Genomic DNA, 13509 nt, shown 5'->3' on the forward strand with positions numbered 1-13509 from the left:
CCGTCCAGTGGGAGGACGGCAATGAGTACCCGCTCATCGTCGTCGACGTGACCTCCGAGTCGCACCCGTTCTGGACCGGCGCCCAGCGTGTCATGGACACCGCCGGCCGCGTCGAGAAGTTCCAGCGCCGTTACGGCAACCGCGTCCCCCGCCGCACCAAGAAGAACTAAGAAGGAGGGTAACCCCAAATGGCAGTTCCCAAGCGCCGCATGTCGCGGGCCAATACCCGCGCCCGCCGTTCCCAGTGGAAGGCCGACAACGTCGCCCTCCAGGAGGTCAAGATCGACGGCCAGGTGCACATGGTGCCCCGCCGCCTGGTCAAGGCCGCCCAGCTCGGCCTGGTCGACGTCAAGCAGTTCTAGTCGGCGCCCGGCCGCGCATGGCGCGCCGAACGTGACGAACTGAGCCGACCGCAGGCTTCACGAAGACCCGCTCCCGCAATGGGGGCGGGTCTTCGTCATGTCCGGGGTGGTCGGCGCCGGGGCCCGGCTGGACCGCGTCTTCGAAAACGTCCGGCGTTGCTCTCAGCGCCGGCTCAGCCGTTCACGGCACAATGGGCGCATGAAGATTTTGGTGGTGGACGACGATCAGGCCGTGCGCGAATCGTTGCGGCGGTCGCTGACGTTCAACGGGTACACCGTTGAGTTGGCGGAAGATGGCGAGCAGGCGCTGGCGAAGATCTCGTCGGACCGGCCCGATCTGGCGATCCTCGACGTGATGATGCCCAAGCTCGACGGCCTCGACGTGTGCCGTCGCCTGCGCAGCGAGGGCGACGACCTGCCGGTGCTCATGCTCACCGCCCGCGACTCGGTGTCCGAGCGCGTGTCGGGCCTCGACGCCGGCGCCGACGATTACCTGCCCAAGCCCTTCGCGCTGGAGGAGCTGCTGGCGCGCGTGCGCTCCCTGCTGCGCCGCGCCGCGCTGGAGCCCACGACGTCGCAGGATCCGGTGGCCCTGAAGTTCGAGGACCTCAGCCTCGATCCCGACACCCGCGAGGTGTTCCGCGGCGAGCGCGCCATCAGCCTGACCCGCACCGAGTTCGCGTTGCTCGAGCTGCTGATGAACAATCCGCGACGCGTGCTGTCGCGCACGTCGATCCTCGAGGACGTGTGGGGCTACGACTTCCCGACCTCCGGCAATGCGCTGGAGGTGTACATCGGGTACCTGCGCCGTAAGACCGAGGCCGAGGGCGAGTCGCGCCTCATCCACACCGTCCGCGGCGTGGGCTACGTCCTGCGGGAGACCGCGCCGTGATCCTGCGCCGTTCCCGTGCCGCCGGTTCGACCGCGGGCGGACCGGGGGCTTCGCCCGATGCGGTGGCCGCGGATGGGCTTGACGACGCCGACGGGCTCGCCCCCGAGGCGGACGTACGGGACGGTGCCGCGAGCGCCCGTGGCGGCAAAGGCCGGCCGGGGAAGAACGGCAAATCCGGGAAATCCGGGTGGGGTGGTCGGAAGGCCGGGGCGTCGCAAAGCGATGACGAGGAATTCGACCGGGCCTTCAATTCGGGGTTCGGCCACCGGCTCTCGCTGCGGTGGCGGCTCACCCTCCTGACCGCGTTGATCGTGGCGGCGTCGGTGGGCCTGATGACTCTCGCCGCGTTCGTCACCGTGCAGGCGACGCTGTACCGCGAAGTCGACGACAACCTGAAGACGCAGGCGACGCAGCTGCTCAACTCGCCGTACGCCTCCGAGTTCGCCATCGAGCCGATCGTGACGGCCGATTCGCTGAAGATCCTCAACCCGAATCTCGACGCGATGTTCTTCGCCCGCGACAACGTCACCGGCCGCGGCGGCACCATCAACATCGGCGGCCCGGAGTTGGCGGTGATCAGGGGAAACCGCATGGAGTCGCTGCGCACCGACGAGTTCAGCAACAAGCGGATCTACGCCATCCACGATCCGTCGGGCGCGACGCTGGTGCTCGCGCACAGCCTCGATTCGACGAATGCCGTGCTGCGGTCCCTGGGCGGCGTGCTGTTCGTGATCTCGGCGATCGGCGTCTTCTTCGCCGCCGCCGCCGGCATCACCGTGGCCACCGCCGGCCTGCGCCAGGTCGCGCGGTTGCGCCGCGCCGCCGACCGCATCACGGAGACCGATGAACTGCGGCCGATCCCCGTGCACGGCCAGGACGAGCTCGCCCGGTTCACGCGATCGTTCAACGAGATGCTCGCGGCGCTGCAGGCGTCGCGCACCAAGCAGGCCGAGCTCGTCGCCGACGCCGGCCACGAGCTGAAGACCCCGCTGACGTCGTTGCGCACGAACGTCGAGCTGCTGATGATGGCCTCGCGGTCGGGCGCCGTCATTTCCGCGAAGGATCGCGAGGAGCTCGAGGCCGACGTCATCGCCCAGATCGAGGAGTTGTCGACGCTCGTCGGCGACCTCGTCGACCTGGCCCGCGAAGACGGACCGCAGCAGGTGATCGAGGAGGTCGACGTCGTCGACGTCATCGAGACTTCGCTGGAGCGCGTCGAGAGGCGCCGCCCGGACGTGACGTTCATCCTCAAGCTCAACGACTGGTTCCTCTACGGCGACCCGGCCGCCCTGGGCCGCGCGGTGCTGAACCTCATGGACAATGCCGCGAAGTGGTCGCCCGAGGACGGCACCGTCCGCATCGATCTGAGGCCCGTCGGCGAGGACCTCGTGGAGCTCACCGTCGCAGACTCCGGCCCCGGCATCCCCGAGGACGAGCGGGCGAAGGTGTTCGACCGCTTCTACCGGGCGATCCAGTCGCGGTCGATGCCGGGCTCCGGATTGGGATTGGCCATCGTCAAGCAGGTCATCGCGCGCCACGGAGGCACCATCGCGGTCGAGGAGTCCGACGACGGCGGCGCGCTCATGCGCGTCCGGCTGCCCGGTTCCGCCGTCCGCTCGGCGGAGCCGTCGATCGCACCGTGAGTTGGTCAACTTCATGGACGCCACGCAGTAGCTTCTCAGCGTTCTGTCAGTTGGAAAAGGCAAGGTAGTCCGCATGACTAACGACGATTCACGGTGGGGCAGGGGAGCCGGCGACCAGTACGGCCCCGGGCCCGTCGAATCCCGCGTCTCGGGCGCGGGCGCCGGGGGCGACTCCCGATGGGGCGCGTCCCCCGACGGCGGATTCGGAACGCCGTACGGATCCGCCCCGAACGGCGGGAAGTACGGGGCGCCCTCCGCCGGGCCCGGCCACGACGGCAGGGTTCCGGTCGGCGCTCCGGTCGGGGGCCCGCCCGGTGGCCCGGTCGGCGGTCCTGGCGGCGGTGCGGCCGACGACGGCGGCGGCAAGAAGGCCAAGGGCATCGGCGCCCTCGGCATCGCGGCCCTCATGCTCGGCTCGGCGGCCGTCGGCGGAGCCACCGCCGCGGTGATCACGAACGGTTCTTCGGGCGGAGGGTCGTCGTCGGGAAGCGACTCGAACGTGACCAATGCATTGGAGGAGCCGGGCGCCGCCCGCTCCGAGCCCGCCCCCGAGGGTTCGATCGAGGCGGCCGCGCAGGCGGCCCTGGACAGCGTCGTGTCCATTCAGGTGGTCACCGATCGCGGAACGGGCTCCGGTTCCGGCTCGGTCCTGTCCTCCGACGGCCTGGTGCTGACCAACCAGCACGTCGTCGCCGAGGCCGACCAGCCGGGCGCGCGGATGTCGGTGCTGCTCAACGACGGCACCACGCACTCGGCGCAGTACGTCGCCGGCCACGGGCCGTCGGACATCGCGGTGATCCGCGTCGAGGGGGTCAACAACCTCCGGCCCATTTCGCTGGGCGATTCGTCGAAGGTGTCCGTCGGGCAGGAGGTCGTCGCCGTCGGTTCACCGCTGGGCCTGACGTCGACGGTGACCTCCGGCATCGTTTCCGCGCTCAACCGTCCTGTCGGGGTGTCCGGCGCGGGCGGCGAGTCGACGGTGATCGACGCCATCCAGACCGACGCCGCCATCAACCCGGGCAACTCCGGTGGCGCGCTCGTCGACCTGGACGGCAACCTCATCGGCGTGCCCAGCGTCATCGCCTCCAACGGCGGCGGCGACCAGGCCGGCAGCATCGGCCTCGGTTTCGCCATTCCGGTGAATCAGGCCCGCCGCATCGCCGACGAGTTGATCGACAACGGTTCCGTGCAGATGCCGGCGATCAACGCCGCCATCGACACCCGGTCGCCGCTGCCCGGCGCCCTCGTCGGCGACGTCGTCGCCGGGGGTGCGGCGGAACGAGGGGGCTTGCGGCCGGGAGATTTGATCGTGAAGGTAGATGATCGCAGGGTCGACTCGGGCGTCGCATTGATCGCGGCGATCAGGTCGCGTGCGGTCGGCGACACTGTCAAACTGACCGTGACGGACGAAGAGGGGCGCGGCGAGCGCACCCTCGACGTCACGTTGGAGGCTGCCCGGGAGTGACCCGGGACCACGCTTGGGCGTGCGTCTACAGGTGATCGATTTGCGACGAGGAATGCGACATGGGTGATTTGGACGGCGCCGGACGTTTCGGCGATGACGCGCGGGTGTCCGGGCTGGCGCCGGATCTCGAGCCGGACGAGGGAAACCTCGAGGCGATCGAGCGGGAGATCGCGGTGGAGGCGCAGACTCGCCGCGCGCTGGTGGTGCTGGTCGGCGATCGGGCTTCCGAGGATGAGCGGACCGGCGATCTGATGGTCGAGCTGCTGGAGGAGGACGGCTACCGCGTGGATGCGGTGGTCACCTCTCCGTCGGAGAAGCGCGAGGTGCGCAAGGCACTGGAAACCGCCGTCGTCGGCGGCGCGGATCTGGTGGTCACCGTCGGCGGCGTGGGCGTCAGCCCGCGTGACCTGGTGCCGGAGGCCACCCGCAAGGTCCTGGACCGCCGGCTCGGCGGCATCGAGCAGGCGCTGCGCGCGTCGGGCCTGGCCGCGGGTTCGACGGAGGCGGGCCTGTCCCGCGGTCTGGCCGGGGTGTCGGGGTCGACCGTCGTGGTCAACCTGGCCGACAGCCGTGCGGCCGTGCGCGACGGCATGGCCACGCTCGGCCCGCTGGTGTCCCACGTCATCGACGATCTGGGCCGGTGGCGGGTGTGACGGAAGCCGGGGGGAACGGGGGACACGAAGTCAACGGACGAGACGGGGACGGCACCGCCAGACGACGTCGCCGTCCCCGCCGCCGAGCCGGCGCCGCCCCGGCGGCTTTTGCCCGGAAAACGGCGACGGCGAACAAGGAAAATCCCCCACCGGAATCGCCGGAGGATCTCCGGGATTTCGATGAGGGGTTTTGGCGGGGCGAAATGCCGCCGCACTGGGGCTGAATCGACGGGTCTCGACCGGAGGGTTGAACCGGTGGAGTTGAACCGATCGGGGTTCCGCCCCGCTCCGCGGCACCGCTCGAAGGGGCCGGGACGCTGCGCGTCTTAGGCGCGGTGGGCGCCACCGTCGGTCACGTCGCCGTCGATGTTCTTGTTCAGGGCGGCGTCCGGGGTGCCGGTCTGCTGGGCCAGCAGGTCGCGGATCTCGGTGAGCAGGTCGGCCTCGGTGACCTCTTCCTCGGCCGGCGTCTCCAGCTTGGCCTCGCGCATCTTGTTGAACTTGTTCATCGGGGCGACGATGACGAAGTACACGACGGCGGCGACGAGCAGGAAGTTGATGGCGGCCGAGATGACGGAGCCGAAGTCCAGGAAGGTGGACGGCTTGTCCGACAGGATGCGGAAGCCGAGGCCATCGGCGGCGTTGGTGCCGCCGATGGAGTTGATGAGCGGCTGCATGAGGTTGTCGGTGAAGGCGGTCACGATGGAGGTGAACGCAGCGCCGATCACGACACCGACCGCGAGGTCGATGACGTTGCCGCGCATGATGAATTCCTTGAAGCCCGCGAGCATGATGATTTCCCTTCGTAGCGGAAGCTTGACGAACACAACATAATCGGTCATCACCGGAAATGCACCCCGATGGGGTGAGCGTCACATCCCCCGCCCTGATTTGAGGGGATGACCTGCCGTTTCATTGCTTATCGCGACCTTTTTATTGAACATCGACGCCAGTATCGCCCCTCGTGCGGCATGTCCGAATTGTCCGAATGGGTGGAGAATTTCCGATTTAATGGCCGTCTGTCCAGGTCGCATTCATCGGCGAAGCGGTCATATGTGTCGCACATTGTTGGCATAGGTTCCGCCGTGGTCGCCCGTCCAACTCGGTGGGGCGATCATGGTGCGCCGGCGGGCGATCACCGCGACAACACCAGCGTCAGCGGCAGGTCGAGCCCCGCCGAGGCGACGGTGGCGGCCGCTCCCGGTGGCAGCGCGAGCAGTACGACGCCGTCGTCATCGGACAGGACCACCCGCGCACCGTTGGCCACGGGCCGCGCCGACCCCGCCTCCGGGCCGGGCGCCAGCACGTCGACGACGTCGCCGGTGCGCAGCATCGGGGCCAGCCCGGAATCGCGCGGGGCCACGGCCACGATGTGCGCGTCGTCGGTGCCGGTGAGCGCCTCGGCCAGCGCGATCCCGGCGAAGCGCGTGTCCGTGAGGATCTCTCCGCGCGCCAACGGCCCGGCGGACCTCGACCCGATGACGTCCCCGGTGCCCGCGATCGCACGGTCGGGGACGTGCTCTTCGGGAATCGCCGCGACCTCCACGTCCGCATCGCCGATGGCCGCCCCCGCCGCCACGTCTTTCGCGGCAACCACCACGTCGACGGTGCCCTCGGCGGGCCCGGCCAGGTCGCGGGCGGCGGCTGCCGCGGCCAGCACGGCGAGGGTCACCGCGATTGCTTGACGACGCCTGCGCGGCGGAAACCGCCGCGACCATCCCGTGCCGCCGAAAGCGTCATCCCGCCGATTCTTCGGCGTCCTTTCCATTCGCCCCTCGCCGCGTCCCCCGTGTGAAGTCATGATCTCCGTCCCCCTCGCTTGTCCGCCATCCCGTGTTGCGGCATTGCTCTGCAACCCCTCACTGCATTGGACGCGCGGCGGAGACGATCGGTTCCGTCGAATTTCGGCGGGGGTGCCGGGTGGCGTCGGAGGCGGCGAAATCAGGCGCCGGGGACGATGGACTCGTCGGCGGTGATCACCGCGTGGACGGGCAGGTCATGGGCGTCGTGGGGGACGTCGTCGACGACTTCGTTCGGGTGGAGGATCGCCGCGACGCGCCCGGTGGCGTGGGCGAGGCTGCGGTCGTAGTAGCCGGCGCCCCGGCCCATTCGCATCCCGGAGCGGTCGGCCGCGACGCCGGGGACGATGATGACGTCGGCCTCGGCAACGGTCTCCGGCCCCAGTCGGGGACCCGCCGGCTCGGGCAGGCCGTACTTGCCCGGTGCGAGAGTGCCCCGAACCACGCTCCCGTCCGTTCCTCCCGAATACTCGGCCCACTGCAGCGCGGCGGGCGGGCCCGGCGGGCAGACGGGGAGCAGCAACCGCACGGGTGGCATGCCCTCGACATCCGCGAGGGCGTCGAGAAGCTGGTCCGGCGTCAACGACGTCGCGCCCGGCTCGATGTCGACGGGCACGTGCGCGGCGATGGTCACGATGGGCGGCGGGCTCTCCCCGGCTGCGCCCCACTCCTCGAACCACTCCATGACCCACTCCACGACCCGCGCCGCGAGCCGGGCGTCGTCGGCGGCGCGGAGAGCCGGGTCGGAGGCTGCTCGGGCGGCGAGGAGGGAGCGTCGTAAAGCGGTCTTGGCGGCCTTGCCCGAAACGTCCCCCGACGCGTGATCCGACCCGCCCCCGTGCCCGTCTTCCAGCCCGTTTCCCATGTGCGCGACACTACCGCCCGGCCTCCCCGGGCGCGGCGCGGACTGTCGGTAGGGTGGCCCGCATGACCACTCCGAACGACGCCCCCGACAACGCCGGAAGCGGCGGCACCGGACGCAATGCCGCACGTACGGTGATCGTCCCCGCCGCCGGCATGGGCACCAGGTTCCTGCCGGCGACGAAGACGGTGCCGAAGGAGCTGCTGCCGGTGGTGGACACCCCCGGCATCGAGATGATCGCCGAGGAGGCCGCGGCCGCCGGCGCCGCCCGCCTCGCCGTGGTCACCGCACCCAGCAAGGATGGCGTGCTGGGGCATTTCAAGCCCCGCCCCGACCTGGAGGAGACGCTGCGCGAGCGCGGCAAGGACGACATCGCCGACAAGGTCAACCGCGCCCCCGAGGTCATCGAGGTCCGCGGCGTGGTCCAGGAAAAGCCCCTGGGCCTGGGCCATGCGGTGCTCGTGGCGGAGGAGCTGTTGGAGGACGACGAGGACGCCGTCGCCGTCATGCTCCCCGACGACCTGGTGCTGCCGCTCGGCGTGATGGAGCGCATGGCCGCCGTCCGCGCGGAGTACGGCGGGTCCGTGCTGTGCGCCCTGGAGCTGCCGCGCGAGGACGTGTTCAACTACGGCGTCTTCGACATCGAGGAGCCGGCGGAGGGCGAAGACGGCGAGGCGGCCGCGTCCGACGTCAAGCGCGTGCGCGGAATGGTGGAGAAGCCGTCTCCGGAGGAGGCCCCGTCGACGTTCGTCGCCGTGGGCCGCTACCTGCTCGACCGCGCGATCTTCGATGCTTTGCGACGGATCGACCGCGGCAAGGGCGGCGAGTACCAGCTGACCGACGCGATCGAGCTGCTGATCCGCGAAGGCCATCCGGTGCACATCGTCATCCACGACGGATTCCGCCATGACCTGGGCAACCCGGGCGGGTTCATCAAGGCGTGCGTCGACTTCGGCCTGCGCCACCCGTCGTACGGCAAGTCGCTGCGCCGGTACCTGGAGCGCCGCCTGCCGCAGGGCGACTCTCCGGACTTCTGCGACGAGGCACCCGGGGAGGCCTGATGCGTTCGGTCGAGGAGCAGCTCGCGGCGATCACCGCGAATGCGGCGATGCCCGCCCCGGTGCGCATCGCCATTTCGGAGTCGTTGGGGCTGCTCTGCGCCGAAGACGTCGTCGCCGAAACGCCCCTGCCGGGGTTCGTGCAGTCCGCCATCGACGGGTACGCGGTGCGCGCCGTCGACGTGCGTGGCGAGTCGGGGGAGACGCTCGCCGAATTCGACGAGGTCACGTTGCCCGTCGTCGGCGAGGTGTCGGCGGGGTCGCACCATCCGATGCGGCTGCAGCCGAAGCAGGCCGTCCGCGTGCACACCGGTGCGCCGCTGCCGACCCTGGCCGACGCCGTGCTGCCGCTGGACTGGTCGGACCGCGGCGAGCGCCGCGTCACCGCCCTGCGCGCCGTGAAGTCGGGCGATTTCGTCCGCCGCGTCGGCGATGACGTCCAGCCGGGCGACGTCGCCGTGTCCGCCGGAGCCGTGATCTCCCCGGCGCAGGTCGGGCTGCTCGCCGCCGTCGGCCGCTCCAAGGTGCTCGTGCACCCGCGGCCGCGCATGTCCGTGGTGTCCATCGGCGCCGAGCTCGTCGACGTCGACCGAGATCCGGGCCTGGGCCAGGTCTTCGACGTGAACTCCTACGCGCTCGCCGCCGCCGGCCGCGACGCCGGGGCAGAGGTCCATCGCGTGGGCATCGCCGCGGGCGAGCCCCGCAGGATCCGCGAGATCATCGAGGGCCAGCTGATCAAGTCGGAGCTGCTGGTGATCACCGGCGCCGTCGGCGGCGCCGCGGGCGACGAGGTCCGCCGTGTGCTCGCCGAAATGGGCGAAATCGACGTCGAGCGCGTCGCCATGCACCCCGGCTCCGTGCAGGGCTTCGGTTTGCTCGGCGACGACCGCATCCCGACGTTCCTCCTGCCGTCCAACCCGGTGTCGGCGCTGGTGGTCTTCGAGGTGATGGTGCGGCCGCTGATCCGCATCGCGCTGGGCAAGGGCAATCCCCGCCGCCGCACCGTCGCCGCCCGCGCCATCGCGCCGGTCGATTCGATCGCGGGGCGCCGCGGCCTCATCCGAGGCCAGCTCATGCGCGACCGCGAGACTTCCGAGTACCTGGTGCAGCCCTTCGGCGCCGCCACCGGCGCCCAGGCTCACCTGCTGGCGGGTCTCGCCGAGGCCAATTGTCTGGTGGTCGTGCCGGATGACGTCACGCACGTGCGCCCCGGCGACATCGTCGACGTCCTCTTCCTGGCGAGGCAGGCCTAGCGGGTTCGCGCGGGGCCGTCGTCAAGCATCAGCGGGAAAGAACCGACCGACATGGAGATGCGTTCGCAGCGGTTGATCACGCGGGCCGGCGTCGTGCGGCTGCGCCCGCTCCGGCGCGCCGACGTCGCCGACTGGCGGGCGGCGCGGCTGAGCGATGAGCACATCCTGCGCGCCGTGGAGCCGACCGGCGATCCAGACTGGGAGCGGGGGAGTTCGGCGCGGGCGTTCCGGAGGGTGCTCCGCGGGGCGCGCGCCGCGGCCGCGGACGGGCACGCCGCCACCGCCGCCATCGAACTGGACGGACGGTTCGCCGGGCAGATGACGCTCGGGTCGATCCGGCCGTTTCCCGTGGCCACCTGCTGGGCGGGGTACTGGGTCGGGTCGGCGCACTGGGGCGGGGGAGTCGCCACCGCGGCGTTGGCGCTGGCCTGCGACCATGCCACCGCGCTGGGCATGCACCGAATCGAGGCGACGGTGCTCGCCGACAACGCGGCGTCGCGGAAAGTGTTGGAGCGCTGCGGGTTCCGGGAGGTCGGCGTCGTCCGCGAGGCCTTCCACATCGACGGCGCGTGGCGCGACCACCTGCTGCTCGAGCGGTTGACCGGGCAGGGCAGCGCCGTCGGCGCACTGGTGTCGGCGGGGACCGCGGCGAAGCTGCGGGAGGATGCGGACGGAGGCGCGGCGGGGGGCTGGCCCGGGGACTCGCCGGGGGAGGCCGGCCGAGGTTTCGCCGGCGACCAATGATCCGCACGTTCCCGCCGAAACTCCCGAGATCGCGGCGGGGTTTCGGCGCGGAGACGATTCGGCGTGGCGGGGCCTGATCGGCGGCCTCGGGCGTTAACGTTGGGCCAAACCCATGCCGGGTCGGGGAAGGGCCCGCGGCACCGGGGACATTTCCGACGACAGGAGGAATCCCGACCATGTCGAGCTCTCTGCTCCTCGTGCTCATCGTCGTGGTGTGGCTGTTCGTGCTCGCGCCGTTGGTGGTCAACACCAGGCAGCCCATCCGTCGCACGTCCGAGGCTCTCGGCCGCACTCGCCTGCTCCACCAGGGCGGCGAGTCGGTGGCCACGCGCCGCCGCCGCCCGACTCTGACCGAACGCGACGTCCGCGCGCCCGGCGAGGAGGTCGACGAGTCCCTGGAGACCGTCGACGCCGAGCTGGACGATCTCCGCGACCGCGACCGCGACGACGACGCCATCCTCATCGACGATCTCGAGGATCGCGACGGCCGCGATGGCCGGGATGCCGCGGACCGCCGTGGTCGCCGCGGCACCGGGGCCGGGCGTTCCCGTGGCGCCGCCGACGACGCCGAGGTCGTTCCGGCCGTCGTAGAGGGCGACGTGGTCTACGAGCTCGAGGCCGGGGCCGAATCCGGCGAGGTGGCCGGCGCCGACTCCGACTCCGACGAAGCGACGGTTGCTGAGGCCGGTCGCGATTCGCTTGACGACGCCGACGCCGCCGTCGAGGAGCCGGTGATGCGGGGCGAGCTCGACGACGCGGATGCGACCGTCAGCGAGATCGCCGCCGACGAGACCGCCGTCGAAAAGGGCGAAGCCGAAAAGGACGGTGCGGAGAAGGGCGCCACCGAGAAGGACGGTGCGGAAAAGGCCGTCGCCGATTCCGCCGCCGAGGACGCCCGCCTGTACCTGTCGCCGGAGGACTTCCTCGTCGTCGATGCGGAGTCCGCCGCCGACGAGTCCGCCGCAGAGGCCGACGACGCTTCCGGGCGCGATGCCGCCGACGCTGCCGATGCCGCGCTGATCGACGATGACGCTGCTGCCGCCACCACCGCCGCAGACGAAGCCGACCTCGACGCGGACGCCGATGCCGCCGATGCTCTCGCCGAGAGCGACGAGACCGACGAGGACGCCCACGACGACTTCGCGGAGTTCGACGACACCCTCACCGACGACGATTTGGCCTTCGCCGAGCGCCGCCGCGGCCGCGGCGGTTTCGACCCCGTGTCGGACGCCCGCTACGCGGAGACCCGTTTCGCCCGTCGCCGCCGCAGCGTCGGCGTGCTGGCGCTGTTCATCATCCTGGGCGTCATCCTGGGGGCGTTCGTCGGCGGGTGGACCTGGTGGCTGCCGCTGGCCGGCGCCGGCCTGATGGTGCTGTACCTGGTGTACCTGCGCCGCACGGTGCTCGCGGAAAACGAGTTGCGCGCCCGCCGCATCCGCCGCATGAAGATGGCCCGCCTGGGCGTGCGCAATTCGGAGGACGAGGAGCTCGGCATCCCCGAGCGCCTGCGCCGCCCCGGCGCCGTCGTCGTGGAGCTCGATGACGAAGACCCGGATTTCGCCGATCTGCCGTACTCCACGTACGAGTTCCCGGAGGAGGACATCCGCCGGGCCGCGGGCCAGTGACCTGCGGATTTTGGCCCCCGGTGCGGGGCTGTTAAAGTTGCTTTCGTCGCAGACGGGGTACCGGTACCTTCGCCGGAATCCGGTTCCCCGTAGGCGCGAGGGGCTATAGCGCAGTTGGTAGCGCGTCTCGTTCGCATCGAGAAGGTCAGGGGTTCGATTCCCCTTAGCTCCACGCTCGACACCCGGGTGTCAGCGACAAGGGTTCTTCCGAAGGGGTTCGGAAGGGCCCTTTTTCGCGCTCGGTCCACCCCGGCTATCCTTCAACCCATGGACCGACCCGCCGTACGCGATGGAGCGCTGCTCGTACTCCGCCTCATCCTGGGCGTGATCTTCATTTCCCATGGTTGGGACAAGATCTTCATCACCGGCGTCGACAAGACGACCGGTTATTTCGTGGCCGCGGGGATCCCGCAGGCGGAGATCACGGTGTGGTTGGTGGCCATCATCGAGCTCGTCGGTGGGGCGCTGCTGATTCTGGGCCTGCTGGCCCCGGCGGTGGCGATGGTGCTGGTGGTGACCATGCTCGGCGCCCTGTGGGCGGTGCATCTGGGCAATGGGCTGTTCATGCGCGACGACGGCGCCGAGCTGGTGCTGTCGCTCATCGGCGGCCTGATCATCGTGTGGGCGTTCGGGGCGGGGCGTGCGAGCCTCGACCGGATGTTCACCAGGTAGGGGAGGGCTCCGCATGAAGTGCGAGGACGTTCGCGCCGCGCTGTCGGCGCGTTTGGATGGGGAGCCGTCGGGCGCCGATGACGACGTCGTCGACGCGCACCTCGACGCCTGCGAGGACTGCCGCGCCTGGTTCGAGAAGGCCGTCGCGCTGAATCGTTCGCTGCTCATGGGGCCGGCCGGCGAGCCGGGAGCGGGTGCGCGGGGCCGGGCCCGGACTGGCCCCGGTTCCGGGCCTTCGCTTCCCGACGCCGCGGAAATGGCCGCCCTGTCGGAGCGCATCCTGTCCACCGTGGAGCCCGAGCGGCGCCGCCGGGAGCGGACGTGGTTGTTCGTCGCCGGTTCGGCACGGGTGTTGCTGGTGGTGCTCGGCGTGCTCCACCTGTTGTGGGGCGTGGAGCTGTTGTTGGGCGCGGGCGGGGCGATGGCGCAGGTGTCGATGGACGCCGGCGTCGACGTCGCCGGGGAACTCGGCGACGAGGCC

At 70.7% G+C, this 13509-nt stretch carries 15 protein-coding genes and 1 tRNA gene; 13 read left to right on the forward strand and 3 right to left on the reverse strand.

What is annotated here, in order from left to right; all coding sequences use genetic code 11:
* From rpmE to GX015_RS08085, 6 genes are all read left to right on the forward strand, one after another.
* Positions 1-170, forward strand: a 170-nt coding sequence (gene rpmE, locus GX015_RS08060) for a 50S ribosomal protein L31 (RefSeq protein WP_291344233.1), incomplete at its 5' end; no start/stop codon positions are given.
* A gap of 18 nt (positions 171-188) precedes the next feature.
* Complete coding sequence (gene rpmF / locus GX015_RS08065) at positions 189-362, forward strand: 50S ribosomal protein L32 (RefSeq protein ID WP_035119544.1); 174 nt, start codon at positions 189-191, stop codon at positions 360-362.
* Between the two features lie 199 nt (positions 363-561).
* Positions 562-1254, forward strand: coding sequence for a response regulator transcription factor (locus GX015_RS08070; protein WP_291344213.1), 693 nt, complete (start codon positions 562-564; stop codon positions 1252-1254).
* On the forward strand, positions 1251-2897 hold the full coding sequence (locus GX015_RS08075; RefSeq protein ID WP_291344215.1) for a HAMP domain-containing sensor histidine kinase: 1647 nt from the start codon (positions 1251-1253) through the stop codon (positions 2895-2897). Before GX015_RS08070 ends, GX015_RS08075 begins: the two co-directional genes overlap by 4 nt.
* Positions 2898-2970: 73 nt before the next feature.
* Positions 2971-4362 (forward strand): trypsin-like peptidase domain-containing protein, encoded by a 1392-nt coding sequence (locus GX015_RS08080; protein WP_291344217.1) that lies wholly within the window; start codon positions 2971-2973, stop codon positions 4360-4362.
* A gap of 59 nt (positions 4363-4421) precedes the next feature.
* A complete protein-coding gene (locus GX015_RS08085; protein WP_291344219.1) occupies positions 4422-5015 on the forward strand; it encodes a molybdopterin-binding protein in 594 nt (197 codons plus the stop codon).
* 326 nt (positions 5016-5341) lie between these two features.
* Here the strand turns inward: GX015_RS08085 and mscL are convergent, their stop codons facing one another.
* From mscL to GX015_RS08100, 3 genes are all read right to left on the reverse strand, one after another.
* A complete protein-coding gene (gene mscL, locus GX015_RS08090) occupies positions 5342-5806 on the reverse strand; it encodes a large-conductance mechanosensitive channel protein MscL (protein ID WP_291344235.1) in 465 nt (154 codons plus the stop codon).
* 344 nt (positions 5807-6150) lie between these two features.
* Positions 6151-6783, reverse strand: coding sequence for an SAF domain-containing protein (locus tag GX015_RS08095; RefSeq protein ID WP_291344221.1), 633 nt, complete (start codon positions 6781-6783; stop codon positions 6151-6153).
* A gap of 173 nt (positions 6784-6956) precedes the next feature.
* The gene (locus GX015_RS08100) at positions 6957-7679 is read right to left on the reverse strand and encodes a 5-formyltetrahydrofolate cyclo-ligase (protein ID WP_291344223.1); all 723 of its coding nucleotides are present in this window, start codon (positions 7677-7679) and stop codon (positions 6957-6959) included.
* Between the two features lie 62 nt (positions 7680-7741).
* On the opposite strand from GX015_RS08100, the gene GX015_RS08105 reads away from it, so the two are divergent.
* From GX015_RS08105 to GX015_RS08135, 7 genes are all read left to right on the forward strand, one after another.
* On the forward strand, positions 7742-8737 hold the full coding sequence (locus GX015_RS08105; RefSeq protein WP_291344225.1) for a UTP--glucose-1-phosphate uridylyltransferase: 996 nt from the start codon (positions 7742-7744) through the stop codon (positions 8735-8737).
* Complete coding sequence (gene glp, locus GX015_RS08110; protein WP_291344226.1) at positions 8737-9987, forward strand: gephyrin-like molybdotransferase Glp; 1251 nt, start codon at positions 8737-8739, stop codon at positions 9985-9987. The genes GX015_RS08105 and glp overlap by 1 nt, the downstream gene beginning before the upstream one ends.
* Positions 9988-10038: 51 nt before the next feature.
* Entirely contained in the window at positions 10039-10731 is a 693-nt protein-coding gene (locus tag GX015_RS08115) for a GNAT family protein (protein WP_291344227.1), read from the forward strand.
* Between the two features lie 176 nt (positions 10732-10907).
* Positions 10908-12356, forward strand: coding sequence for a gephyrin-like molybdotransferase receptor GlpR (gene glpR, locus GX015_RS08120; RefSeq protein WP_291344228.1), 1449 nt, complete (start codon positions 10908-10910; stop codon positions 12354-12356).
* A gap of 99 nt (positions 12357-12455) precedes the next feature.
* Positions 12456-12528 (forward strand) — tRNA-Ala (locus tag GX015_RS08125).
* Between the two features lie 95 nt (positions 12529-12623).
* Positions 12624-13028, forward strand: coding sequence for a DoxX family protein (locus GX015_RS08130; RefSeq protein WP_291344229.1), 405 nt, complete (start codon positions 12624-12626; stop codon positions 13026-13028).
* A 13-nt stretch (positions 13029-13041) separates the two neighbouring features.
* Positions 13042-13509 (forward strand): zf-HC2 domain-containing protein (locus GX015_RS08135; protein ID WP_291344231.1); only part of this gene is annotated, 468 nt, incomplete at its 3' end.

Source organism: Corynebacterium sp., assembly GCF_012837295.1.
Lineage (GTDB): Bacteria > Actinomycetota > Actinomycetes > Mycobacteriales > Mycobacteriaceae > Corynebacterium.

Coding starts and splice junctions, on each gene's coding strand:
- rpmF (WP_035119544.1), top strand. CDS start 189: ATGGCAGTTCCCAAGCGCCGCATGTCGCGGGCCAATACCCGCGCCCGC.
- GX015_RS08070 (WP_291344213.1), top strand. CDS start 562: ATGAAGATTTTGGTGGTGGACGACGATCAGGCCGTGCGCGAATCGTTG.
- GX015_RS08080 (WP_291344217.1), top strand. CDS start 2,971: ATGACTAACGACGATTCACGGTGGGGCAGGGGAGCCGGCGACCAGTAC.
- GX015_RS08085 (WP_291344219.1), top strand. CDS start 4,422: ATGGGTGATTTGGACGGCGCCGGACGTTTCGGCGATGACGCGCGGGTG.
- mscL (WP_291344235.1), bottom strand. CDS start 5,806: ATGCTCGCGGGCTTCAAGGAATTCATCATGCGCGGCAACGTCATCGAC.
- GX015_RS08095 (WP_291344221.1), bottom strand. CDS start 6,783: ATGGAAAGGACGCCGAAGAATCGGCGGGATGACGCTTTCGGCGGCACG.
- GX015_RS08100 (WP_291344223.1), bottom strand. CDS start 7,679: ATGGGAAACGGGCTGGAAGACGGGCACGGGGGCGGGTCGGATCACGCG.
- GX015_RS08105 (WP_291344225.1), top strand. CDS start 7,742: ATGACCACTCCGAACGACGCCCCCGACAACGCCGGAAGCGGCGGCACC.
- glp (WP_291344226.1), top strand. CDS start 8,737: ATGCGTTCGGTCGAGGAGCAGCTCGCGGCGATCACCGCGAATGCGGCG.
- GX015_RS08115 (WP_291344227.1), top strand. CDS start 10,039: ATGGAGATGCGTTCGCAGCGGTTGATCACGCGGGCCGGCGTCGTGCGG.
- glpR (WP_291344228.1), top strand. CDS start 10,908: ATGTCGAGCTCTCTGCTCCTCGTGCTCATCGTCGTGGTGTGGCTGTTC.
- GX015_RS08130 (WP_291344229.1), top strand. CDS start 12,624: ATGGACCGACCCGCCGTACGCGATGGAGCGCTGCTCGTACTCCGCCTC.